This window comes from Niveispirillum irakense DSM 11586 (assembly GCF_000429645.1).
GTDB classification, from domain to species: domain Bacteria; phylum Pseudomonadota; class Alphaproteobacteria; order Azospirillales; family Azospirillaceae; genus Niveispirillum; species Niveispirillum irakense.
The window spans coordinates 420,178-442,832 of sequence record NZ_KE386933.1; the positions used below are offsets into that span (position 1 = coordinate 420,178).

Consider the following 22,655-nt stretch of genomic DNA (forward strand, 5'->3'; position numbering starts at 1 on the left):
TGCGACCCACCTGATGGGTCTGGGTGCGGCTTTGGCTTGCACCCCACTTCGTTTTAACGTTCGCAGGTCGGACACATGCGCCGCGTAGTCATCACCGGTCTTGGTCTCGTGACCCCGCTCGGGGTCGGCGTTCAGACCAACTGGGACCGCCTGATCAAGGGCCAGTCGGGCATCCGTACCATTCAGGGATTCGATGTTTCGGATCTTCCCTGTAAGATCGCCGGCCAGGTGCCGCGCGGTGACGGTTCCGACGGTACGCTGAACTTCGATCTCTTCATTCCGCCCAAGGAACAGAAGAAGATGGATGATTTCATCATGTACGCCATCGCGGCGGCAGATGAAGCCATCAAGGATAGCGGCTGGAAGCCCAGCACCGAGGAAGAGTTCGAGCGGACCGGCGTCACCGTCGGGTCTGGTATCGGCGGCCTTCCCAGTATCCACGACACATCGCTGCTGATGGCCGAAAAGGGCCCGCGCCGTGTTTCCCCGTTCTTCATCCCCTCCAGCCTGATCAATCTGGCCTCTGGCCATATTTCGATCATGCATGGCTATAAGGGGCCGAATCACGCGGTCGTCACCGCCTGTTCCACGGGTGCCCATTCCATCGGCGATGCCGCGCGCATGATTGCGCTGGACGATGCCGACGTGATGGTGGCCGGTGGTACGGAAGGGGCCTGCTGCCGCCTGGGCATTGCCGGCTTCGCCGCGGCCCGCGCGCTCTCCACCTCCTACAATGACACGCCGGAAAAGGGTAGCCGCCCCTATGACAAGGGCCGCGATGGCTTTGTCATGGGCGAGGGTGCGGGCGTCGTCGTGCTGGAGGAACTGGAACACGCCAAGAAGCGTGGCGCCAAGATTTACGGCGAAGTGGTCGGTTATGGCCTGTCGGGCGATGCCTATCACATCACCTCCCCGTCGGAAGATGGCAATGGCGGCTTCCGCTCCATGCGCATGGCGCTGAAGCGGGCAGGCCTGAACCCGGATCAGATCGATTATATCAACGCGCACGGCACCTCCACGCCGATGGGCGACATGATCGAACTGGGCGCCGTGAAGCGTCTGTTCGGCGCCGATCTGGCCGGTGCCTCCATGTCGTCCACCAAGTCGGCCATCGGTCACCTGCTGGGTGCTGCCGGCGCGGTGGAGGCGATCTATTCCGTCCTGTCGATCCGCGATCAGGTGGTTCCCCCCACCTTGAACCTGGAAGACCCGGACGATGGCACCGAAGGCGCCGATCTGGTGCCGAAGGTGGCCAAGGAACGCAAGGTGCGTGCGGCCCTGTCCAACAGCTTCGGCTTTGGCGGGACCAACGCCTCTCTGGTGTTCAAGGCCTTCGAGTAAGGCCGGGCAGAGGGCGGGCCGAAAGGCCCGCCCTTTTGTTATCCAGGGCATGTCCCTGTTTGCCCCCAAGGCATTCCCTGCCATGTGTGCCGCGCCCTGGCTTCCACCCGGCGCATGGCGGTACGCCCATTGTTTCAGCCAGAGCCAACCGCTTTGACCGAATCCGAATCGACACCGCCCGCAGAAACGCCCCCTTCCGTGCCGCCACCGGACACAGAGGTGCCCGGTCGCAAGCCGCGCCGCTGGGGGCTGTGGATCAGCCTGTTTTTGCTGGCGCTGGTCCTGCTGGCCGGGGGCGTCGGGCTTTATGGCTGGCAGCGTTATACCGGGACAGGGCCACTGACTGCTGATAAGACCCTGGTGATCCCCCGCGGCAGCGGTGTTGCTGCCATTTCGCGGCAGGTCGCGGATGCCGGTATCACCCGCCACCCGCTGGAACTGGCGGTTGCCTTGCGCCTGCGCCGGGATGGCACCGTGCTGCGGGCGGGGGAATATGCGTTCCCGGCAGGGATCAGCCTGCGCGGCGCCATCGACCTGCTGGCCAGCGGCAAAACCGTTGTGCGACGCTTCACCGTGCCGGAAGGCCTGACCTCCTGGCAGATCGTGGAACTGCTGCGTGCGGATGCGGCCTTGTCGGGCGAAATAGCCGCCGTGCCGCCAGACGGTTCCCTGCTGCCGGAAACCTATCACTACGCCTATGGCGATGCCCGTGGCGACCTGCTGTCCCGCATGCAAGGCGATATGGACCGCGCGCTTGACCGGCTATGGGCGGCGCGGGCCCCTGATTTGCCCATCGCGGATAAGCGTCAGGCCGTGATCCTGGCATCGGTGGTGGAGAAGGAAACCGGCGTGGCGTCGGAACGGCCGCGCGTCGCCGGCGTCTTCGTCAACCGGCTGCGGCTGGGGATGCGGCTGCAATCCGATCCCACCATCATTTATGCCCTGTCGGACGGCAAAGGCTTCATCGACCGTCCTTTGACCCGGGCGGACTGGAAGCTGCAAAGCCCTTACAACACCTATATCGTCGATGGGTTGCCACCCGGTCCCATCGCCAATCCCGGCCTGTTGTCGCTGCAGGCGGTCTTGCAGCCGGAAACCCATAAATTTCTGTATTTCGTCGCTGATGGCACAGGCGGGCACGCCTTTGCGGCGTCGCTGGACGAGCATAACCGCAATGTTGTCCGCTGGCGGAAGGTCCGCGACGGGGAATAATACCCCGCCTGTGATGCAGGGCGGCCCGGCATTCCCCGCAGGGGCGTGCCCGGCGACAGGCAATTCCGAGGGTGGTAAGCCGTCGACCATTGCAGCAAGCGGCTGGCATTGGCACAATCATTTCGCCCGTCCAACGAAAGAGGGGCGATGGCGGGCGTTGCGGGGCCGCCGCTAATCCGGGGGAGTGGTCGGGGACGATGGCATCGGCGAAGGTCTACCGATGGATGGCCTGGGGCATGACCCTGGCGCTGGCCGGTGGCGCTGGTTTCGCCGTCTGGATGGAAACCCGGTCCTCCTGGCTGCAATCCGCTGTGCTGGCGCGCTATGGCGCCGATCTGACCTTCCGGGTGGAGCCGGGGCCGAACCCTGATATCCGTTTCCCGGACAAGGGCCCTTACGATCACCGGCTGGGCTATACCGCCATTCCCACCTTTGTCGAGCGACTGGTGGCGGCCAATTACCGGGTCGATCTGCAGGCAAGGCCCAGTCCGGCCTTGCGCGACTATATCGATTTCGGCGGATTCGCGCCCTATCCGGAGAAAACGTCCGGCGGCTTGACCATCCGCGATGCCAGCGGCCTGTCCCTGTTCGATGCCCGCTTCCCCGAGCGTGTCTATGCTGGCTTTCCGGAAGTGCCGAAGCTGGTGGCCGACACGCTGCTGTTCATCGAGAATCGGGAGTTGCTGGACACGAGATATTCCACCCGCAATCCGGCGGTGGAATGGGATCGGTTCGCCCTGGCGCTGGTGTCCGTGCCGTTGAAGCTGGTGAACCCTGATAATCCGCGGGCCGGCGGATCCACCCTGGCGACGCAGATTGAGAAGTACCGCCATTCTCCTGAAGGCCGCACCTCCAGCGGGGTGGAGAAGCTGCGCCAGATGATGTCCGCTTCGGTCCGCGCCTACAAGCATGGGCCGGACACGACGCGGGCCCGCCATCAGATCCTGGTGGATTACCTGAATTCCACCCCGCTTTCGGCCCGGCCGGGGGTGGGGGAGGTGAATGGGCTGGGGGACGGGCTCTGGGCCTGGTACGGCACGGATTTCAACAGTGCCAACCTGATCCTGCGGACGCCGCCCCGCACGGAGACGGAGCTTCAGGCCCAGGCTGTGATCTATAAGCAGGTGTTGAGCCTGCTGTTGGCACAGCGCCGGCCCACCGCCTATCTGAACGGCAATGGCCGCAAGGCGCTGAACGATCTGGCCAATGCCCACCTGACCCTGCTGGAACGGGCGGGCGTGGTGAACCCGGCACTGGCCGATGCCGCCCGCTATTTCCCCCTGCGTTTCCGTGACCAGCCGCCGGCGATTCCCGAACCCTCCTTCGTGGAGCAAAAGGCCACCAACGCCATCCGGTCCCGCCTGCTGGGCATGCTGGGTGTGCCCAGCCTGTACGCGCTGGACCGGCTGGACCTGACGGTCGATACCACGCTGGACATGCCAACCCAGGAACGGGTGACCCAGACGCTGCGCCAGCTTGGCGATCCGGCCCAGGCCCAGGCCTTGGGGCTGGTGGGGGAACGGCTGCTGAACAATGCCGACCCGGCGCGGGTGGTCTATTCCGTCACCCTGTTTGAGCGGACGGCCGATGCCAATCTGGTCCGGGTGCAGGTGGATACGCTGCCCCAGCCGCTGGACCTGAATGAAGGGGCCAAGCTCGATCTCGGCTCCACCGCCAAGCTGCGCACGCTGGCGACATATCTGGAGATTGTGGCCAAGCTGCATGGCCGCTACGCCAGCCGGGAGCTGTATGAGCTGGAGGCCGCGGCACAGGATGCGCCCGACCGGCTGACGCAATGGGTGTTGCGCAGCATGGCCGCCCAGCCGGGCGTGTCGCTGCCTGCCATCCTGGATCAGGCCATGCAGCGCCAATATTCCGCCAGTCCGGGGGAGCGGTTCTTCACCGGCGGCGGGCTGCATAGTTTTGGCAATTTCGACGATAAGGATGACGGGCGGGTGGTGACCGTGGCGGAGGCATTCCGCCATTCCATCAATCTCGTCTTCATCCGGATGATGCGGGATATCGTCAACCACTTCATCGCCGAAGGGCCGGCCCGCAAGGATGATGTGCTGGACGATCCGCGTCACCCGGCGCGCAAGACCTATCTGGCGCAGTTCGCCGATCAGGAAGGGTCCGTCTTCCTGAACAAGTTCTGGGCGGAATATAAGGACATGTCGCCCGATGCGGCGCTGGACCGGCTGGCCAAGCGCCTGCGGCCGACGCCTGACCGGTTGAGCGTGGCTTTCCGGTCTGCCCGGCCCAATGCGACTGTGGCGGAACTAGCGCGTTTCCTGGAACGCCATGTCCCCGCCGGCGCCCCACCCATGGCACAGATCGATGCCATGTATCAGAAATACGCGCCCGATAATTGGTCGCTGAATGATCGCGGCTATATGGCCGGGGTGCATCCGCTGGAATTGTGGCTGGTGGCCTATCTGCAGGACAGTGCCCAGCCGCAGCGCCGCGACATGCTGAAAGAGAGCAGCCAGTCGCGGCAGGAAAGCTACCGCTGGCTTTTCTCCTCCCGGTCCAAACGGGCGCAGGATAGCCGCATCGGTATTGTGCTGGAGGAGGAGGCGTTCGCCCGCATCCATGCGGAATGGCAGAAGCTGGGCTATCCGTTCGGCAGCCTGATCGCCAGCTATGCCACCTCCATCGGCAGTTCCGCAGACCGGCCGGGCGCCTTGGCGGAACTGATGGGCATCATCGTCAATGACGGGGTGCGCCTGCCGACGCGGCGGGTGGGCCGGCTGCATTTCGCCCAGAACACCCCTTACGAGACCGCCTTCGCCCCGCTTGAGGGCGCCGGAGGCGGGGAACGGGTGATGGCACCGGAAGTGGCCGCCGTGCTGCGCCGGCACCTGATGGATATTGTCGAGAATGGCACAGCCCGCCGCGTGAAAGGCTCTTTCGTCCGCGCTGACGGGGTGGAAATCCCGGTGGGTGGCAAGACCGGGACCGGCGATCACCGGTTTGAACGCTATGGGCCGGGCGGTGTGGTGCTGGAAAGCCGCGTCGTCAACCGCACGGCAACCTTCGTCTTCTATGTCGGTGACCAGTTCTTCGGCGTTATCACTGCCCATGTGCATGGGCCGGAGGCGGCGCAATATCGCTTTACCTCCGCCCTGCCGGCCCAACTGCTGAAAATCCTGGCACCGTCTTTGTCGCCGCTGCTGACCGGCGGCACCCAGACGGCGGAACGGGGACGCTGAGGGTTACTCCGCCGCCTGGCTGGCCGGCTGGGCCACACCGTCCTTGCGGAAGGCGATGGTGACCGTCGCCAGATGGATGCCGAATTTGGAGATGGTGGCCCGGTTCAGCAGCACACCGTCCGGCATCAGGAACATCCAGTCATCAAACCGGACCTTGGTGCGGCCCTCGCCCATTTTCAGGTTGAAGTCATAGACCATGTTGTAGGCATTGCCAGAGACGATGCCCTTGGCAGTGCCAAAGGCATCCTGGGTGCGGCCTTCCCAGGTCTGGGGACCGTTCCGGGTCAGCACCCAGACCCGGTTTTCCTTCTCCCCGTCATTCCACAGGAAATCTTCTACCAGGGTCAGTTCCTTGCCGTTCCATTTGCCCTGGATATCCACGGTGAAGGTGCGGCGCACATTGCCAAACCTGTCCTCCACGATGCCATAGGCGCGGGACTGGCCCTGGAAATAGTCTTCCAGCACAAGGGCCGGTGTTTCGTTGGCGAATTGTTCGGGTTTCATGGAGTTGCAACCGGATAGGGTGGCACAGGCCAGGATCAGCAGGAAAAGGCGGCGGAACATGCGGTCCTCGCGCGGGGGCTAATAGGGAAGGGGTGTGGGAGAGGGATCAGCCGGGTGGCCCTGTCTCGATCCGTTCCCGCAAGGCTGATTGGGCTGCCCGGTCCAGCGGCCAGCGCCAGAGCAGGGCGATGGCCACCAGTTTCAAGGCGATGGGCAGCCCGGCATAAAGCAGGGTAAGGCCGGCGAGCGCATTGGCATCGTTCTGCGCCAGACCGGGGTCGAAGCCGAACAGGGCAGCGGCACCCAACCCCAGCGCGGCCAGCGCCGTGGCGAGCTTGGTCGCCAGCCCCCAAAAGGCGAAGAACAGGCCCGTCCGTTCCCCGCCGCCCTGTGCGGTGTCCAGGTCCACCACATCGGCCTGCATGGCCGACGGCAGGATCAGGTCGGCGCCCAGCGACAGGCCGGTCATGACGCATACCAGCAAAAACAGGCCCGAATCCCCCGGCCCCAGCCAGAAAACCGGCAGGAACCAGCCGATATTCCAGAGCATGGCCCAGCGCCATACCCGGTCCTTGCCGAAATACTTGCTTAAACCCAGCCATAGCGGCACCGCCAGCAAGCCAGAGGCGAAATAGCAGAGCAGCAACAGCCCGGCCCGGTCCCCGTCGCCCAGACGGTGCTGAACGAAGAAGAGGAAGAGCTGCGCCGGCAGGCCGTTCGCCATCCCATTGATGACATAGGCCAATAGCAACCGGCGGAAAGGCCCGTTGGCGAGAATCAATCGCCAGCTTCCTGGCTTGGCCTTCGGGGGCGTCTGCATCGCCCGGTCCGGCACGAAGGCCAGCGCCGCCAGCGTGGCGATTGGCAGCATCACCAGCAGCAGCAGGGCCAGCAGGCGCAGGGCCTCCCCCTCCTGCCCGGCAGCCCCCACACCGGCCGCAAAGGGCAGCACCAGGGCCACCAGCGTGCCCAGCACCCCGGCGGCTTCCCGAAAACCATTGATCCGGGTGCGCTGGTGGTAATCGCCGGACAGTTCCGCCCCCCAGGCCGTCAGCGGCACCACCATCAGCGTCCAGCCGAGATAGAGCGCCATGCTCCACCCCAGCAGATGGGCCGGCCCCGCCCCCGCAGGCGGCACCAGCAGGAACCAGAGTGACAGGCAGGTCAGCGGCAGCCCGGCGGCGATCCAGGGTTTGCGGCGCCCAAACCGGCTGTGTGTCCGGTCGGACAGCAGCCCGACCAGCGGATCGGTCACCCCATCCCACAGCCGGGCCAGCAGCAGCACAAGGCTGATCGTGCCCAGCGGCAGGCCGATGCTGGCATAATGGGCCGGCAGGAAGATGTATGTGGGCAGCAGCAGCACCGCCAGCGGCAGGGCAGGCGCAGCATAGGCCAGCAGACGATACCAGGGATGGGGGCGGGGGTGCGTCATGCGGGCCGGTGCCTAGACCCGGCCAATGCCGACATGCATCACATCAATGGTGCCAACTCGGAAGCCGGCGGCGCAGTACCAGAGATATTGCTCCCACATTCGCTTGAAACGGGTGTCGAACCCCTGGCGGGCCAGATCGGGCCAGGCGGCCTGGAAGCGCGTCTGCCATTCCAGCAGGGTGCGGGCATAATGCAGGCCATAGCCCTGACCACCGCGCCAGGAAAGCCCGGCTGCCTCGATCTCCGCCTTCAGCCGTGTCGGGCTGGGCAGCATGCCGCCGGGGAAGATGTAGCGCTGGATATAATCAGCCCCGCGCCGGTAGCTGTCGAAATGCTTCTCGTCGATGGTGATGATCTGCAAGGCGCCCAGCCCACCCGGTTTCAGCCGGTCGTGGAGCGCCTGGAAGAAGGTGGGCCAATAGCGTTCGCCCACCGCCTCAAACATCTCGATGCTGGCGATCCGGTCAAACTGACCCTGGGTGTCGCGGTAATCCTGCAGGCGGATTTCCACCTTCTCCCCCAGCCCTTCGCGCTGGATGCGGGCGCAGGCATAGTCGTACTGTGCCTTGCTGATGGTGATGCCCGTGACCCTGGCCCCCACCTCCCTGGCGGCGAATTCAGCAAAGCCACCCCAGCCGCAGCCCACTTCCAGCACATGATGGCCGGGTGACAGCGCCATCCGTTCCGCGATGGCGGCATATTTGCGCTGCTGCGCCTGTTCCATCGCCTCTGCCCGGTCCAGATCGGCATAAAGGGCGGCGGAATAGGTCATGCTGGGGTCCAGCCAGCCTTCATAGAAGCCGTTCCCCAGATCGTAATGATAGGCGATGTTGCGGCGGCTGCCGGTCTTGCTGTTGGGCTTGGCCAGATGGATCAGGAACTGCAAAGCCTTGACCCAGGGCTTGCCATTCATCGCCCGGTCAAGCTCTGCTTCGTTCAGCAGCGCCATCTCGAACAGGGCCATTGTGTCCGGGCTGGTCCAGTCGCCATCCAGATAGCTTTCGCAGAAGCCCAGCTTGCCGCCGCTCAGCATCCGGGCGGCCAGCCGGTCATTGCGCACATACAGCACGCCATGCGGTCCCGGCTGTGTCCCGTCAAACCGATGGCTGCGCCCGTTGGGCAGCACGATGGTCAGGGCGCCGATCCGGATCGCCGGGGCCATGGACAGCAGAACCCGCATCATGCGGGACGGGCGGTAGGGGGCAGCCCCGGTAAGGGGCAGGAATTGGGTATCGGACTGTTCGGTCATGGCTCCACCATTCTCTGGCGGGCTTTAATCTTGTCCGAATTGGCGGCCCGGCAAGCCGGGCGGTCGGCGCAATCTGCCTTAACTTTTATCGCGCCGCCATGGCCGGGCCGCGCGGTCGGGCATTACGCCCGGCGGGTGAGGCCTCGATCACGTCCCAGGGCCGCTTGGCGCCCAGCGATTCGGCCACCGCCAGCCCGGCGGACAGGCCATCCTCGTGGAAGCCGTACCCGATATAGGCGCCGCAGAACCAGGTGCGGCGCAGCCCCTGAATATCCTTGATCCGGGCCTGCGCCTGGATGGCGCCGGCATCGAACATCGGGTGGTCATAGATGAATTCCCGGATGCGATAGGCCGGGCGTGGCTCCTGGATCGGGTTCAGCGTCACGAAAAGCGGGTCGGCCGGGTCCAGATTCTGAAGCGCATTCATCCAATAGGTGACGGAGACCTTGGCCCGCCGTTCCCGCGTGGCGTTGGCCAGATAATTCCAGGCCGACCAGGCCTTTTGCCGTTTGGGCATCAGGGCCGGGTCGCGATGCAGGCAGGCCCGGTTCAACTGGTAGCGGAAGGCGCCCAGCACCTGCCGTTCTGCCTCTGACGGGTCGGCCAGCAGGGCCAGCGCCTGATCGGCATGGGTGGCGATGATGGCATGGTCGAAATGGCTGGTGGTGCCGGTGGCGTCCTGCAACTCCACCCCATCCGGGGTGCGGCGCAGGCTGGTGATGGCGCGGCCGGTATGAAGGTGGCCCTTCAACGGCGCGGCCAGTGCCTGGACATAGGCCCGGCTGCCGCCTTTGACCGTGTACCATTGCGGCCGGTGCTTGATCTTCAGCAGCCCGTGATTCTGGAAGAAGCGCACAAAGCTCTGCACCGGAAAGGACAGCATTTCCGCGATGGTGGAAGACCAGATGGCCGCCCCCATCGGCAGCAGATGGTCATAGATGAAGCGATGGCCATAGCGGCCGGCATCCAGATATTCGCCCAGCGTCATATCCATGGCCGCGGGGTCGCGCAGCAGCTTGGGCGCCTGCCGGTAGAAGCGCAGGATATCGCGCAGCATCAGGTGATAGGTGGGCGACAGCAGGTTGCGCTTCTGGGCGAACATGCCGGCCAGATTGCTGCCAGCATATTCCAGCCGCCCACGGTCCACGCTGACCGCGAAACTCATCCGGCATTCCATCGCCTCGATGCCCAGATGGGCCAGCATGGCGATCAGGTTGGGATATGTCGCCTCGTTAAAGACGATGAAGCCGGTATCCACGGCCTGGGCATGCCCGTCCGGCCCCGCGACATCAACCGTGTTGGAATGGCCGCCGGGATGCTCGTTCTGTTCGAACAGGGTGACATCATATCCCTGACGGTTCAGCAGCCATGCCGCGCTAAGGCCGGATATACCGGCCCCGATGACTGCGATCCTCATCCACGCGCCCCTTTCCTGCGCCTGTTCAGTCCGGTTCCGCGCGCCCCTGGCGGATGGCAGCAAAGGCATCCAGCGCGCGTTGCCGTCCTTCGGCATGATCGACGATCGGATGCGGATAATCCCGGCCCAGCCGTACCCCGGCCCCGCGCAACACCGCCTCCGGCGCCTGCCAAGGCGCGTGAATATATTTGGCGGGTAAGTGTTTCAGTTCTGGTACCCACCGGCGCACATAATCGCCCTCCGCGTCGAATTTTTCGCTCTGGAGCATGGGGTTGAAGACACGGAAATAGGGGGCGGCGTCGGCCCCGCAGCCACCGATCCATTGCCAGCCGGCCGCATTGTTGGCCAGATCGGCATCGACCAGCGTATCCCAAAACCAAGCCTGCCCGGCCTGCCAGGGCAGCAGCAGATGTTTCACCAGCAGGGAACCGGCGATCATCCGCACCCGGTTGTGCATCCATCCCGTCTGCCAAAGCTGCCGCATGCCGGCATCCACGATCGGATAGCCGGTTTGCCCGCGCTGCCACGCGGCCAGGGCTTTGTCGTTGGATGTCCAGGGAAACTCCTTGAAGGCAGGGTCGAGCGGCTGCTCCGGCATGGTGGGGAAATGATATAGCAGCGAATGGCAGAATTCACGCCAGCCGATCTGGCGCAGGAACGCATCCACTTCCTTCTCTTCGGCTTTTTTCTCATCCGCATGCTGGCGGGCGGCGTGCCAGATCTGACGGGGGGAGATTTCCCCGAAATGCAGATGGGGCGACAGGCGGGAGGTGCCATCCGTGCCGGGCAGGTCACGCCGGGTCGGATAGTGCCCGGCCCTGCCTTCGGCCAGGAATGCTTGCAGCCGGCGCATGGCGGCGGCTTCCCCGATGGCGGCGCCATCCTGCCAGTCCTGGCGCATCCCGCCCGCCCAATCGGGTTTGGTCGGCAGCAGGCCCCAATCCGCCAGCTTTTCCCCCTTGGGCGGGCTGGCAAGCGGGGTGATATGGGCGGGGGCGGGCAGGGGGGCGCCCGGTGCCATCTGCGCCAGGGCGGCCCGCCAATAAGGGGTGAAGACCTTGTAGGGCAAACCGCTGCCGTTCAACACCTTCCAGGGCTCATTCAGCAGGCTGCCATTGCAGCTTTTCACCTCCCGCCCGTCATGGGTCAGGGCGGATTTCAGCCGGCTGTCCCGGTCAATGGCCCAGGGTTCGTAACAGCGGTTCCAGAACACGGCGCCGGCCTTCACCGTCCGGGCCAGATCCTGGATCACATCGCCCGCCGGCCCCCGCAGCAGCAGCAGCGGGCAGCCGCGCTTTTCCAGTGCATCGGCCAGGGCCGTCAGGCTGTGATGCAGCCACCAGCGGCTGGCCCCGCCAGCCTTCCAGGTACCTGGCGTCACATCATCCAGCACATAGACCGGCAGCACAGGCCGGCCCGTATCAACGGCATGGCACAGGGCCGGATTGTCGCCCAGCCGCAAATCCTGGCGGAACCAGATGATGACAGGCGTGCTGTCGGGCATGTCCACTCCATCGACGCTGCCAGGATCAGGGGAACGCGCCCCCATCTTTCGGCTGCCGGCTGAAAAAGCAATGAAAAGCGGCACTTGCCGCCGGCAATGACATAGCGCGATGTGGCAAAAGGCCAGCCCTGGGGTTGATCTTTTCCCGGTGGTTCAACTGGACCACCCCCTTTGCCCTCCGCCTTCCGGCTGATGTGGGCCCGACCAAAGTCGGAGGGGAGGGAGCTTGATTAAGCGACGGGAACGTCCCAATTTCCTGAAAGCCTGACGTGGAAGCGGTTCCGATTACTCCCCCCCGGAAAGGACTCCCCCGTCCCCGCTCCGTCAGGCGAGACGCCCTGGGATGCACCCCCCTGCATTCCGGGGCGTCGTTTTTCAGGCTGTGGCCAGACGACGGCGGGTGGCCATATTGGCTGTCAGCCGTGCGGCTGGCAGCAGGTGCAGCTTGTCGGTGCCCAGCATCCAGACATGGAAAGGCCGGCTGAACAGGCGGCTGATCGCCGGGTCCAGCACATTCAGCCCGCCCGTATAGGAACCGAAGGCCGGCATGATCAGCCGCTGCCCGTCGCTGGCAAAGCAGCGGGCGGACAGGTGCCGGCCCCGCACGGCGGTCACCGCTTTGGGGTGGTAATGGCCGCAGATTTCGCCCACGGCCCCGGCTTCCGGTTCGTGCCGCAGCACCAGCGGCCCTTCCCGTATTTCCCCTGTCACCGATCCCCCCCAACCATCGGGGGGCGCCGGATCATGGTTGCCGGTGATCCAGGTCCAGTCATGGGCGCCGGTCAAGGCCGCGATGCGCCTTCCATCCGCAGGGGATATGCGGGCAGCGGCGTCCCGGTCGTGGAAACTGTCCCCCAGGCAGATGACGCGGGAGGGGTGCAGCCTGGCGCAGGCCGCTTCCAGCCGTCCCAGGGTGGCGGCTGTGTCATAAGGGGGTAGAAACTGGCCGAACCGCGCATAGGCCGACCCTTTTTCCAGATGCAGGTCGGCCACCAGCAGCCATCCCCGTTCAGGCCAGAACAGGGTGCCGGAGGGATCGGGGCACAGCCTTGCCCCGTTCAGTAACAGTTCTGCGGTCATGATCAGGCGATGGTGACGGTGCCGTCCCCGGCCAGGGGCCAGTGGGGGTTCCAGGCAATTTCCCAATAATGCCCGTCCGGGTCGGCGAACATGCCGCTATAACCGCCCCAGAACTGTTCCTCCGCAGGCCGCACCAGCCGCGCGCCCTGCGTCAGCGCGAAGGAGAACAGCGTGTCCACTTCATGTTTGTTATGGACATTATGGGCCAGCATGGTTGGGCCGGGAGCAACCTTGCCGGCATCGCCGGCCATTTCCCGCTGATAGGCATCCGCCCCCAGCAGGCACAATCCCAGGCCGCCAAGCTGAAAGAAGCAGGCTTCCCCTGCACCCATTGCCGCCGGCGTCCAGCCCAGCCCTTCATAGAAGGTGCGGGACCGGTCCAGATCGGCGACCCGCAGCGTGATCAGGGTGACGCGCTGTTCCATCGCTCGCGGTCTTTCGTCTGGTAAAACAAGAGCACATTGGAACATCAAGTGAACAGATGCGCAAGCCCTGTGGGCGGAAGACCGCCCACAGGGTAGCTGTCTGTCATGCAGCCATCGGCTCCAGCCCCTTCACCATATCCGCGAAGCGGGTGGCGAGAACCGATACATCAGCCCCATCCAGATCGAAGGCAGCGTGGAGATGATGGTCGGTCTGCTTCAGGCTGTGGAAGGACAGGCGCAATCCGTCCAGCAGCAGGATGCCGCGTTGCATGGAAAGGCCCGTGCCGCGCAAGGTCACACCGCCTTCAGAGATATTCTCCACCATGACCGGGGTGCTTTTGCCATTCGCCTCTACCGTGGCCGACCGTTCCAGCCGATAGCGCTGGGTCGGTCGCCGCTCCACCTCCTGGGCGGAGGTGCGGACGACCCGCACCAGGGTCTGGCGCAGATTTCCCACACTTTCGGCCAGACCATGAGAAGCGGCGCGCATATGGTCGGCTGCCGCGTCGGTGCCGGCAGCTTCCTGCGATACTTCCTCGATCCGGGTGGACACTTCGCGGGCCGCGTCGGCTGTCTGTTCCACATTGCGGGCAATCTCCGACGTGGCGGCTGATTGCTGCTCCATGGCAGCGGCGATGCCGGAGGAGACCTCGTTCACCTCACTGATAAGGTGGCCGATCTCATGCACGGCGCTTAGCGCCCGGTCGCGCACGCCCTGGATTTCATGCACCCGGCGATTGATATCATCGGTGGCACGGGCGGTCTGGCCAGCCAGGACTTTCACTTCGCTGGCCACGACGGCAAAACCCTTGCCGGCTTCGCCCGCGCGGGCCGCCTCAATCGTGGCGTTCAGGGCCAGCAGATTGGTCTGGGCTGCGATATCGGCAATCATCCCGGCCACGTCGCCGATCTGCGATACGGTTTCGGCCAGGGCATCAATGGCATCCACGGCACGGTTCCCGGCTTCCACACTGCGGCCGGTGGCCTCAGCGGCATGGGCGATCTGGTGGCTGATCTCCTGGATGGAACTGGTTAATTGGTTGGTGGCGCTGGAGACAGTCTGGGCATTGGACAATGCCTGCGCGGCGGCGGCGGCCACGCCCTCGGCATTGCGGCCCACCCGGCGGGCGCCAGCGGCCATGCGGTCGGCCTCCTCCTCCATCGCGCGGGTCTTGGTCGACACATGATCGACGGCCACGCCGGTTTCCCGCTCCACCGTGTCGGCCATGGCGGCCAGGGCTTCCAGCCGGCGGCGTTCACCTTCGGCGCGTGCTTCTTCCTGCTGGGCGCGCAAGGCTTCGGTTTCGGCCAATGCTTCCCGGAAGACGGCGACGGCACGGGCCATGTCGCCCACATCATCGGCGCGCTGGGTGCCGGCCACACTCTGCGACAGGTCGCCCTGGCGCATCGCATCCATCGTGCCGCGCAGGCGCCCCAGGGGCCGCAGCAGCCCGGCCATCACGGCATGCGCGCCCAACCCGGTCACCAGCACGAACAGCAGCACACCACCGCCAATCCAGGCCATGGCCTGGTTGAAATCGGCAAACAGGGTTGCTTTGCGCAGGCCGACATAGAGGATGCCGACCGTCTCGCCACTGGCATTCTTGATCGGGTCATAGGCAGCGAAATACCGCTCCCCCAGAATGTCGACGGCGCCGCGATAGGGCTTGCCCTGGCGGAGCACTGTTTCATAAGCGGGCCCGGCTGCCAGCTTCGTGCCTGTACCGCGCTGCCCGTCGCTGCCGATCACATTGGTGGCCACGCGGTTATCGCCAGCAAACAGGGTGGCGCTGCCGCCCGTCGCCTTTGAAATGGCATCCACCAGCGCATTATCGCCGTTCAGGGCCTTGTCGCCGGCCATCAACTGGCCATTCTGGAGAGAGAAAGCGCCCCCCTCCTTATGCAGCAGGCCCCAGGCCACCTGCATGGAGAGGTCCTGGGTGGCGAGCGCGCTCTGCTCCATCGCGCGCGACATCTGGTGATAGGAGAGGCCAAGGATCAGGGTCGCAAGCGTCAGCAACCCCAGGGCATTCATCATCGCCACCTTCGTGGCGACAGGCAGGCGGGCGATCATCATCGGTGGTAATCCATTCTTACGATGTCTGGACTACTCCTAATGGATGAGGTGGTGCTGCGCCTTGATGCAGGTCAAACCCTTCTCCCTTCCGGAACTGTTCGGTGCCGGAAGGGAGAAAAGGGAGTTTGGCATCAATCCCGTTCGGCCTTCAGGATCTCACCGGTGCGGGCATCCAACAGCAGTTCCTGGCGCTGGCCCTGCGGGGTGGTGGCCTTGACCTCGAACAGCTTGTCGCTCTTGCGTTCAACCTCGCGGATATCCTTGTACCCCTGGGCTGACAGATGATCGACGATCTGGGTCATGCCCATGGCGGGGCCGGTGGGGGCGCCAGCGGGGGCCGTTGCGGGCGTGGTCGCGGGGGCTGCGGACTGGGCCAGGGCGATCCCGCCCATCGGCAGGGCCAGCAAAGACAGGGCGGCAGCGGTGCGGATCATGGTCTTGCGCATCGGAATATCCTTTCGTTTGCAGTGATGCGATAACACCATGAATAGGGGATGGGTCCTGAATTGATCCTGAATAGGGTGTTCATCCTGCGTTCAGCTTGTATTTTCTTATATATGACGATGCGATACGCCAGCCTTTCCCTTCTGTTCCTGTCCTGTCTTCTGCTGGCCCCGGCTGCGATGCCGGTGGCGGCCGATGATGGTGACCTTGCCGACCATGACCGCGCCCGCGCCGCCTTGCGCCGGGGGGAGGTAATGCCCCTGCGCGATATCATCGCCAAAGCTGAAGAAGCTTTCCCAGGCCGGTTGCTGGAAGTGGAACTGGACGAGGAGGATGGCCGTATTGTCTATGAGATGGAGATGCTGTCCCCCGATGGCCGTCTGATAAAGCTGGTCTATGATGCCCGCACCGGCACGCTTTTGTCGGCCAAGGGTGCGGGGCTGGAGAAAAGCCGCTGATGCGCCTGCTGATCGCCGAGGATGATCCCGAACTGCGCCGCCAGTTGCGTGAAGCGCTGGAAGCTGCCCATTACGCGGTGGATTGCGCCCCCGATGGGGAGGAGGCGGCCTTTCTGGGCGAAACCGAACCCTATGATGCCGTGGTGTTGGACCTGGGTCTGCCGCGCCGGGATGGATTGTCCGTGCTGCGCGGTTGGCGGGGGCAGGGGCGCACCATGCCGGTGCTGATCCTGACCGCGCGCGGCACCTGGCAGGAAAAGGTGGAGGGCATGGATGCCGGGGCCGATGATTATCTGGCCAAGCCCTTCCGGATGGAGGAATTGCTGGCAAGGCTGCGGGCGCTGATCCGCCGGGCCGGCGGGCAGGCGGCGGCGGAACTGACCTGCGGCCCGGTCAGCCTGGATACCCGCACAGGCCGGGTCAGCGTGTCCGGGCGCCCTGTGACCCTGACGGCGCATGAATTGCGGGTGCTTTCCTACCTGATGCATCATCGCGGCCGGGTCGTCTCCCGCACCGAATTGACCGAGCATGTCTATGCCCAGGATTTCGACCGCGACAGCAACACGATCGAAGTCTTTATCGGCCGCCTGCGCCGCAAGCTGGGGGTGGACGTGATCCATACCGAACGCGGCCTGGGCTATCGGCTGGACGCCGCCCCGTGATCCGGCGTGGCTCGCTTGGCCTGCGCCTGCTGGGGCTGGCTGCCCTGTGGGTGGTGCTGGCCCTTGTCGGGGCGGGCATCGCCCTGACCGATCTGTTCCGCAACCATGTGGAAGCGGAACTGTCGCGCCATATGGAACTGCATCTGGATGAAGTGACGGCGGCATTGGCCCGCCAGCCGGACGGGACGCTGGCGCCGGTGCGCGCCCTGACCGACCCCCGTTTCAACCGTCCGCTTTCGGGCCTGTACTGGCAGGTATCGGACGGGGGTGAGGCGCTGGCCCGGTCGCGGTCGCTGTGGGACCAGTCGCTTCCCATGGCCGGGCCGGTGGCTGATGATGGTGCTGTTCACCGCCGGGGCGTGGCCACGGGACCGGATGGCGCCCGGCTGCTGGTATGGGAACGGCGGGTGCATCTGCCCGATGGCGGCGCACCACTGGATGTGGCGGTGGCCTCCCAGGGGGGATCGGTGGAAGCCGCGACCGGTTCCTTCGCCCGCGCCCTGGCCTTGTCGCTGGGCATCCTGGCGCTGGGGCTGCTGGCCGCTGCGGTGGCGCAGGTACGGCTGGGGTTGGTGCCGCTGGACCGGCTGCGCCAAGCCCTGGGGGAGATGCGGGCGGGCCGTGTGGCCCGCGTCGTCGGTGCCTTTCCGTCGGAGGTGCAGCCCCTGGTCGATGATTTGAACCAGGTGCTGGACGATAATGCGGAGATGGTGGAACGCGCCCGGACCCAGGCCGGCAATCTGGCCCATGCGCTGAAGACGCCGCTGGCCGTCATCACCAACAGCGTGGCGGCGCTGGGCAATGCCGACAGCGCCCGCGTCATCGCGGCGGAAACCGACCGCATGCGCAGCCAGATTGACCGGCATCTGACCCGCGCGCGTGCCGCCGCCATGGCGCGCGGGGCGGGCCTGCGCACCCCCATCGGCCCGCTGGTGGCGGGGCTTGCCCGCACCATCGCCCGGCTGCATCCCGACCGTCCCCTGGATATCCGGGTCTCGGGGGATGATGCCCTGCTGTTCCGGGGGGAGGGACAGGATTTACAGGAGATGGTCGGCAACCTGATGGAGAATGCCGCCAAATGGTGCGCCGGCAGCATCCGTGTCACCCTTTCGGCGGCGGGGGAAAAGGCCTTGTCCATCACGGTGGCCGATGATGGACCCGGTATTCCCGATGATCGCCGTGACACGGTGCTGGCCCGGGGTATCCGCCTGGACGAGGCCATGCCCGGCAGTGGCCTGGGGTTGGCCATCGTGGATGATCTGGCCCGTCTGTATGGCGGGGGGCTGGAACTGGGGCAGGACGAAGCCTTGGGCGGGCTTGCCGCCCGGCTGGTGCTACCGCGCGCGTGATGGCCGGAGGGCGGGGCGGTGGCTTATGGCGCAGGGGGCAGCCTTGCCACCAGCCAGTCGGCAATCAAGGCCAGGACCGCAGGATCGACAGGGCCGCCATAATCCTTCCCGCCCGGCTTCAGCACATGGTTCAGGCCGGCGGGTGTTTCCACCATGCTCCCATCGTCCTTACCCGACAGTGCGGCGCGGTAAAGCGGGGCGTCTGTGCTGGCAATGGTCTGCGCATCATCCTGCCCGATCACCACCAGCAGCGGCACCGGTGCCGCCTTGGCGGCGGCTGCCGGGTCCAGGGCAAGCGCGCCTTTATAGAAAGGGCCGAGATAGGCGGGATAGAGGGCCTGCAGGCCGGGCGGCACCTTCGCCACCGGTATGGTGCCGGTCGCCAGGATATCAGCACGTATTTCCGCATCCTGGGCCAGGATGCGCTGTTGCACCGGTGCCGGTGCGCCCTGTTCCTGCATCTTGCGGCGTAACTGGTCGGCAACGGCATCACCCCAGGGGCGGGCTGGGGCGCCCAGGATGATGGCGGCCTTCGGGCTGGCTTGGCCGCCCTGGATCACATCCAGGGTCAGCAACCCTCCTTCGCTATGGCCCAGAATGGCGGTGCGTGTGCGGTCGATGCCCTTACTCGCGGCCAGGGCCGCATGGGCGGCGATGACATCGCCGGTGAACTTGTCCCACCCGTAAAAAGCGGCCATGGCGCTGGGGTCGGCGGGGTGCTGTGCCTTGTTGGCATCCATGCCGCGCTTGTCATAGCGCAGGCTGGCAATGCCCTTGGTGGCCAATCCATCGGCAAGCTGGCGCAGCAGGTCGATCTCCAGCCCCGGCATCAGGCGGGAATTGCCGTTCCGGTCGGTGGGGCCGCTGCCCTGGACCAGCAAAACGGCGGGCCAGCCCGCAGTGGGGGGCACACCATCGGGCAGGGACAGGGTGGCCGATAATGTGACGCTGCCATCGCTGGTCACGGTCACAGGCTGTTCTGCCGCCAGGGCTGTTGCGGGCACGGATGCCAGCCAGAGCGACAGCATCAGCCGATGGAAGAATGACCGCGCCATGATCCAGCCCCCATTGATTTCCCGATGCACGGATCATGACTGGTGGGCTGTGGGAAATACAACCGGATTTCAGCTTCGCGGCAACGGACGGCCCAGAAGCTGTTCAAGGGCCCGGCGCAGGCGTACGGGGGAGACGGGCTTGGCCAGCAACGCCATGTCGGCGGCCTTGGCAGCCCGCTGAACATCGGGGTGCAGATCACCGGTCAGCAGCAAGGCTGGAATCGCCTGACCATGACGGGCCCTGATCCGGCCAGCCAGGGCGAGGCCGCTATCGCCCTGCGGCAGGTGGAAATCGGTGATCAACAGGTCGGGGGGGCGGCCCGATTCTGTCAGTGCTGCTTCCAGTTCACCGCCATTGCCGCCGCAATGGACGGTGCAGCCCCAATCTTCCAGCATTGCCTCCAGCGCCGCCAGTTGCAGCCGGTCATCCTCCACCACGGCGATGGTGGGGATGGCCGGTCCTTTGGCGGTGGCGGTGCTGAGGCGCGGCGCGGGGATTTCCACCAGCGGGGCCACCAGTTCAAACTGGCTGCCCTGTCCAGCGGTGCTGACCAGCCCCACCTTGTGCCCAAGGGCTTCCGCCCCCCGCCGCACGATGGCCAGTCCCAGTCCCAGGCCACGCCGGCCCTGACCGGCATCCTCAAGCTGGATGAATTCCTCAAAAATGCGGTTCTGATCCTCAGGCGCTATGCCGGGGCCGGTATCCAGAACCTGGATCGCCAGCCCGTCGCCGCGCCGCCGCGCCCCCAGCAGCACCCGACCCCCGCGTCCGGCATGGCGGATGGCATTGCCGATCAATTGCCGCAGGAGACGGTCCAGCATCATGGCATCGCTGCGCACGCTGGCGCTGCTGCCCACCCGGCGCAGGGTTACGCCAGCGGCTTCCGCCTCAGGCCCCAGTTCTTCTATCATCCGGTCCAGCAGATTGCCGACCGACACGGCGCCGATGCTGATCCGCGTGGTGCCGGCCTTCAGCCCGGACAGGTCCAGCAGGGCACCCACTTGCTGCGCCCCGGCTTCCACTGCATCACCCAGCCGGGCCAGCAATTCCGCCTGTTTGGGATCGGTGATGCGGGTTTCCAGCAGATGCATGAACAGCCGCATGGCCTGGAAAGGCTGGCGCAGATCATGGTTAGCCTTGGCGAAAAGCCGTGCATGGTCCCGGGCCGCTTCCTCCAGCACCTGTTCCTTGTCGCGGCAGATGCCGTGCCCGACCAGCCCTGCAATCCGGCCCTGGTCATCACGGACAGGGGCCAGGGAAATTTCGACGGGGCAGGGGCCGGTGGACAGGGGCAGGGGAATGGTCAGGTGCCGGGCCTGACCATCGGCCAGCACAGCACGCTGGGCATTAATCAAATCGGCCGGCAGGTCGACCGGAACGCCCTCCTGCCCCCATTCTTTGAAGATGCCGCGCCCCGCGCGATAGGCCAGATCGGCCCCTTGCACGAAATCACCGCTACGCCCGATCTGCTGGGCGGCTGCAAGGGCAGCCTGGACCCGTTCTTCAAGATAGGCACCCTGGGTGCCATCATCCGGGCGGCTTGGCGATTTCTGCACTCTCGTCGTCCCCTGTCTGGCCGTTGCCGGTGGAGAGACTATCTGGGCATTTTTTTGTCACCGGGAAAGGGATTTGTTGGGGGTAACGCCTTTCCCGGTGACTTTGTCGTGGGTTAAAGAAAGGTGCTGGGCGTCGTGGCGGCGTCGCGATATTCGGCCTTCATCCGCGCCACCAGATCGGCGACGCTGGGCGCATCATGGATGGTGCCGATGCCCTGGCCGGCGGACCAGATATCCTTCCACGCCTTCTTCTTGGACCAATCCTCAATCGACAGGTTGGGATCGGCCTGCCCGCCGCTGATGGCGGTGGGGTCGATGCCGTTGGCGGCGATGGAAGGCCCCAGATAATTGCCGGGAATGCCGCTGAACATGGGCGTATAGACGATGTCCGACGCCGCCCCGTCGATCAGCATCTGCTTATAGGCTTCGTTGGCGTTGGCTTCTGCGGTCGCGATGAAGCGGGTGCCGATATAGGCGAAATCAGCCCCCATCACCTCTGCCGCGCGCACCGACCGGCCGGACGACATGGCGCCCGCCAGCACCAACGGCCCATCAAAGAATTCCCGCACCTCCGACAGCAGGGCGAAGGGGGACAGGGTGCCGGCATGCCCACCGGCCCCGGCGGCCACCAGGATCAACCCATCCACCCCGACCGACAGCGCCTTCTTGGCGTGGCGGATATTGGTGACGTCGTGGAAGACCAGCCCGCCATAGGAATGCACGGCCTCCACAATGCCCGTGGGCGCGCCGACGGAGGTGATGATCAGCGGCACCTTGTGCTTGACCACCAGTTCCACATCTTCCCGCAGCCGGGTGTTGGACTTGTGGACGATCAGGTTGACGCCGAACGGCGCCACAGGCTGGGCGGGATTGGCCGCTGCATAATCTGCGAGATCCGCTGTCATCCGGCCCAGCCATTCATCCAACTGCCCCGGCTGGCGGGCGTTCAGGCTGGGAAAGGTGCCGACGATGCCGGCTTTGCACTGGGCCAGCACCAGTTCCGGATAGCTGACGATGAACATCGGCGAGGCGATGACGGGCAGGGTCAGCTTGCCGGCGAACGTAGCGGGGATGGGCATGTCGGATCACTCCCTTTGAATTTCTTTATGGTGTCCGTGTTTTTAGCACGCTCGTTCGTATCCTGCCAGGGTGCGCGCAAAAGGCCTTCACCGTTCCTGTGCGCCGTGCCAGATGCGCAGGATCAGCACATCCTCCCCGGAGAGCTGGTAGACCAGTACATAAGGATGAATGATTGTCAGCTCGCGCAGCCCATCCGGCCGTACGCGGCCCCGGCGCGGGAAAGTGGCAAGGCTGTTGCCGGCGGCATGGAGCGACCGGACCACTTTACCGGCGGCATAAGGGTTGTAGGTGGCGATGTAGCCGGCATGGCCCGCAATATCGGCAAGTGCCGTTTCGGACCATTTAACCATCGAGATTATTTGCCAGACAGGGGTGGCGGCGGGCGTTCCGCGCCCGTTTCAACCGCGGTGGCAAGCTCCAGCAACCAGGCCGCCACCACTTCATGCGGCACGGTGCGGCCGGCGGCGATATCGGCGCGTGCTTCCGCGATGGCGCTTGCGAAGCGCTCCTCATCCACCCAGTCGAAGATCGATTCCGGTTCAGCCATGGTTGAAAGGATGCCAGCAATCAAGGACCGGCACAAGGCGGGCAAGGGATA

The 22,655-nt window shown here is 65.2% G+C and carries 20 protein-coding genes; 6 read left to right on the top strand and 14 right to left on the bottom strand.

The features are described from left to right. Nucleotides 1–75: 75 nt before the first annotated feature. The 3 genes from fabF to G473_RS0116045 all read left to right on the top strand — a co-directional run bounded on the left by fabF (nucleotide 76) and on the right by G473_RS0116045 (nucleotide 5,765). Nucleotides 76–1,341 carry a beta-ketoacyl-ACP synthase II gene (gene fabF / locus G473_RS0116035; protein WP_029013936.1) on the top strand — a complete coding sequence of 422 codons (1,266 nt, stop codon included), beginning with the start codon at nucleotides 76–78 and terminating at the stop codon, nucleotides 1,339–1,341. 153 nt (nucleotides 1,342–1,494) lie between these two features. Further along, entirely contained in the window at nucleotides 1,495–2,553 is a 1,059-nt protein-coding gene (mltG, locus tag G473_RS0116040) for an endolytic transglycosylase MltG (RefSeq protein ID WP_245580082.1), read from the top strand. A 197-nt stretch (nucleotides 2,554–2,750) separates the two neighbouring features. Continuing rightward, entirely contained in the window at nucleotides 2,751–5,765 is a 3,015-nt protein-coding gene (locus G473_RS0116045; protein WP_029013938.1) for a transglycosylase domain-containing protein, read from the top strand. A gap of 3 nt (nucleotides 5,766–5,768) precedes the next feature. Here G473_RS0116045 and G473_RS0116050 read toward each other — a convergent pair whose 3' ends face one another. From G473_RS0116050 to G473_RS0116090, 9 genes are all read right to left on the bottom strand, one after another. Beyond that, entirely contained in the window at nucleotides 5,769–6,329 is a 561-nt protein-coding gene (locus G473_RS0116050) for a DUF3833 domain-containing protein (protein ID WP_084438223.1), read from the bottom strand. 46 nt (nucleotides 6,330–6,375) lie between these two features. Then, complete coding sequence (locus G473_RS0116055; RefSeq protein WP_029013940.1) at nucleotides 6,376–7,701, bottom strand: MFS transporter; 1,326 nt, start codon at nucleotides 7,699–7,701, stop codon at nucleotides 6,376–6,378. 12 nt (nucleotides 7,702–7,713) lie between these two features. Further along, a complete protein-coding gene (locus G473_RS0116060; RefSeq protein WP_029013941.1) occupies nucleotides 7,714–8,949 on the bottom strand; it encodes an SAM-dependent methyltransferase in 1,236 nt (411 codons plus the stop codon). Nucleotides 8,950–9,034: 85 nt separating this feature from the next. Then, complete coding sequence (locus tag G473_RS0116065) at nucleotides 9,035–10,366, bottom strand: NAD(P)/FAD-dependent oxidoreductase (RefSeq protein WP_029013942.1); 1,332 nt, start codon at nucleotides 10,364–10,366, stop codon at nucleotides 9,035–9,037. Between the two features lie 25 nt (nucleotides 10,367–10,391). Then, nucleotides 10,392–11,870, bottom strand: a complete 1,479-nt coding sequence (locus tag G473_RS0116070; protein ID WP_029013943.1) for a cryptochrome/photolyase family protein — start codon at nucleotides 11,868–11,870, stop codon at nucleotides 10,392–10,394. Nucleotides 11,871–12,245: 375 nt separating this feature from the next. After that, nucleotides 12,246–12,950: a ligase-associated DNA damage response endonuclease PdeM gene (gene pdeM / locus G473_RS0116075; RefSeq protein WP_035707510.1), complete on the bottom strand. Its 705-nt coding sequence runs from the start codon at nucleotides 12,948–12,950 to the stop codon at nucleotides 12,246–12,248. Nucleotides 12,951–12,952: 2 nt separating this feature from the next. After that, entirely contained in the window at nucleotides 12,953–13,375 is a 423-nt protein-coding gene (locus tag G473_RS0116080) for a VOC family protein (RefSeq protein WP_029013945.1), read from the bottom strand. Between the two features lie 103 nt (nucleotides 13,376–13,478). Next, nucleotides 13,479–15,452, bottom strand: coding sequence for a methyl-accepting chemotaxis protein (locus tag G473_RS27295; RefSeq protein ID WP_051330348.1), 1,974 nt, complete (start codon nucleotides 15,450–15,452; stop codon nucleotides 13,479–13,481). 131 nt (nucleotides 15,453–15,583) lie between these two features. Continuing rightward, nucleotides 15,584–15,898 carry a PepSY domain-containing protein gene (locus G473_RS0116090; protein WP_029013946.1) on the bottom strand — a complete coding sequence of 105 codons (315 nt, stop codon included), beginning with the start codon at nucleotides 15,896–15,898 and terminating at the stop codon, nucleotides 15,584–15,586. Nucleotides 15,899–16,009: 111 nt separating this feature from the next. On the opposite strand from G473_RS0116090, the gene G473_RS0116095 reads away from it, so the two are divergent. From G473_RS0116095 to G473_RS0116105, 3 genes are read left to right on the top strand one after another with little or no spacing between them, the layout of a single operon-like run. Next, nucleotides 16,010–16,354, top strand: coding sequence for a PepSY domain-containing protein (locus tag G473_RS0116095; RefSeq protein ID WP_051330457.1), 345 nt, complete (start codon nucleotides 16,010–16,012; stop codon nucleotides 16,352–16,354). After that, nucleotides 16,354–17,016 (top strand): response regulator transcription factor, encoded by a 663-nt coding sequence (locus tag G473_RS0116100; protein ID WP_029013948.1) that lies wholly within the window; start codon nucleotides 16,354–16,356, stop codon nucleotides 17,014–17,016. Before G473_RS0116095 ends, G473_RS0116100 begins: the two co-directional genes overlap by 1 nt. Then, nucleotides 17,013–18,365: a sensor histidine kinase gene (locus G473_RS0116105; RefSeq protein WP_029013949.1), complete on the top strand. Its 1,353-nt coding sequence runs from the start codon at nucleotides 17,013–17,015 to the stop codon at nucleotides 18,363–18,365. Before G473_RS0116100 ends, G473_RS0116105 begins: the two co-directional genes overlap by 4 nt. A 23-nt stretch (nucleotides 18,366–18,388) precedes the next feature. On the opposite strand, the gene G473_RS0116110 is transcribed toward G473_RS0116105, so the two are convergent. The 5 genes from G473_RS0116110 to G473_RS0116130 all read right to left on the bottom strand — a co-directional run bounded on the left by G473_RS0116110 (nucleotide 18,389) and on the right by G473_RS0116130 (nucleotide 22,604). Then, entirely contained in the window at nucleotides 18,389–19,420 is a 1,032-nt protein-coding gene (locus G473_RS0116110; protein WP_154667431.1) for an alpha/beta hydrolase, read from the bottom strand. Nucleotides 19,421–19,489: 69 nt separating this feature from the next. Then, nucleotides 19,490–20,977 carry an ATP-binding response regulator gene (locus G473_RS27300; protein WP_051330349.1) on the bottom strand — a complete coding sequence of 496 codons (1,488 nt, stop codon included), beginning with the start codon at nucleotides 20,975–20,977 and terminating at the stop codon, nucleotides 19,490–19,492. A 113-nt stretch (nucleotides 20,978–21,090) separates the two neighbouring features. Further along, entirely contained in the window at nucleotides 21,091–22,056 is a 966-nt protein-coding gene (locus G473_RS0116120) for an NAD(P)H-dependent flavin oxidoreductase (protein ID WP_029013951.1), read from the bottom strand. A gap of 87 nt (nucleotides 22,057–22,143) precedes the next feature. After that, complete coding sequence (locus tag G473_RS0116125; RefSeq protein WP_035707513.1) at nucleotides 22,144–22,407, bottom strand: type II toxin-antitoxin system RelE/ParE family toxin; 264 nt, start codon at nucleotides 22,405–22,407, stop codon at nucleotides 22,144–22,146. A 5-nt stretch (nucleotides 22,408–22,412) separates the two neighbouring features. After that, nucleotides 22,413–22,604, bottom strand: a complete 192-nt coding sequence (locus G473_RS0116130) for a hypothetical protein (RefSeq protein WP_029013953.1) — start codon at nucleotides 22,602–22,604, stop codon at nucleotides 22,413–22,415. Between the last annotated feature and the right edge of the window lie 51 nt (nucleotides 22,605–22,655).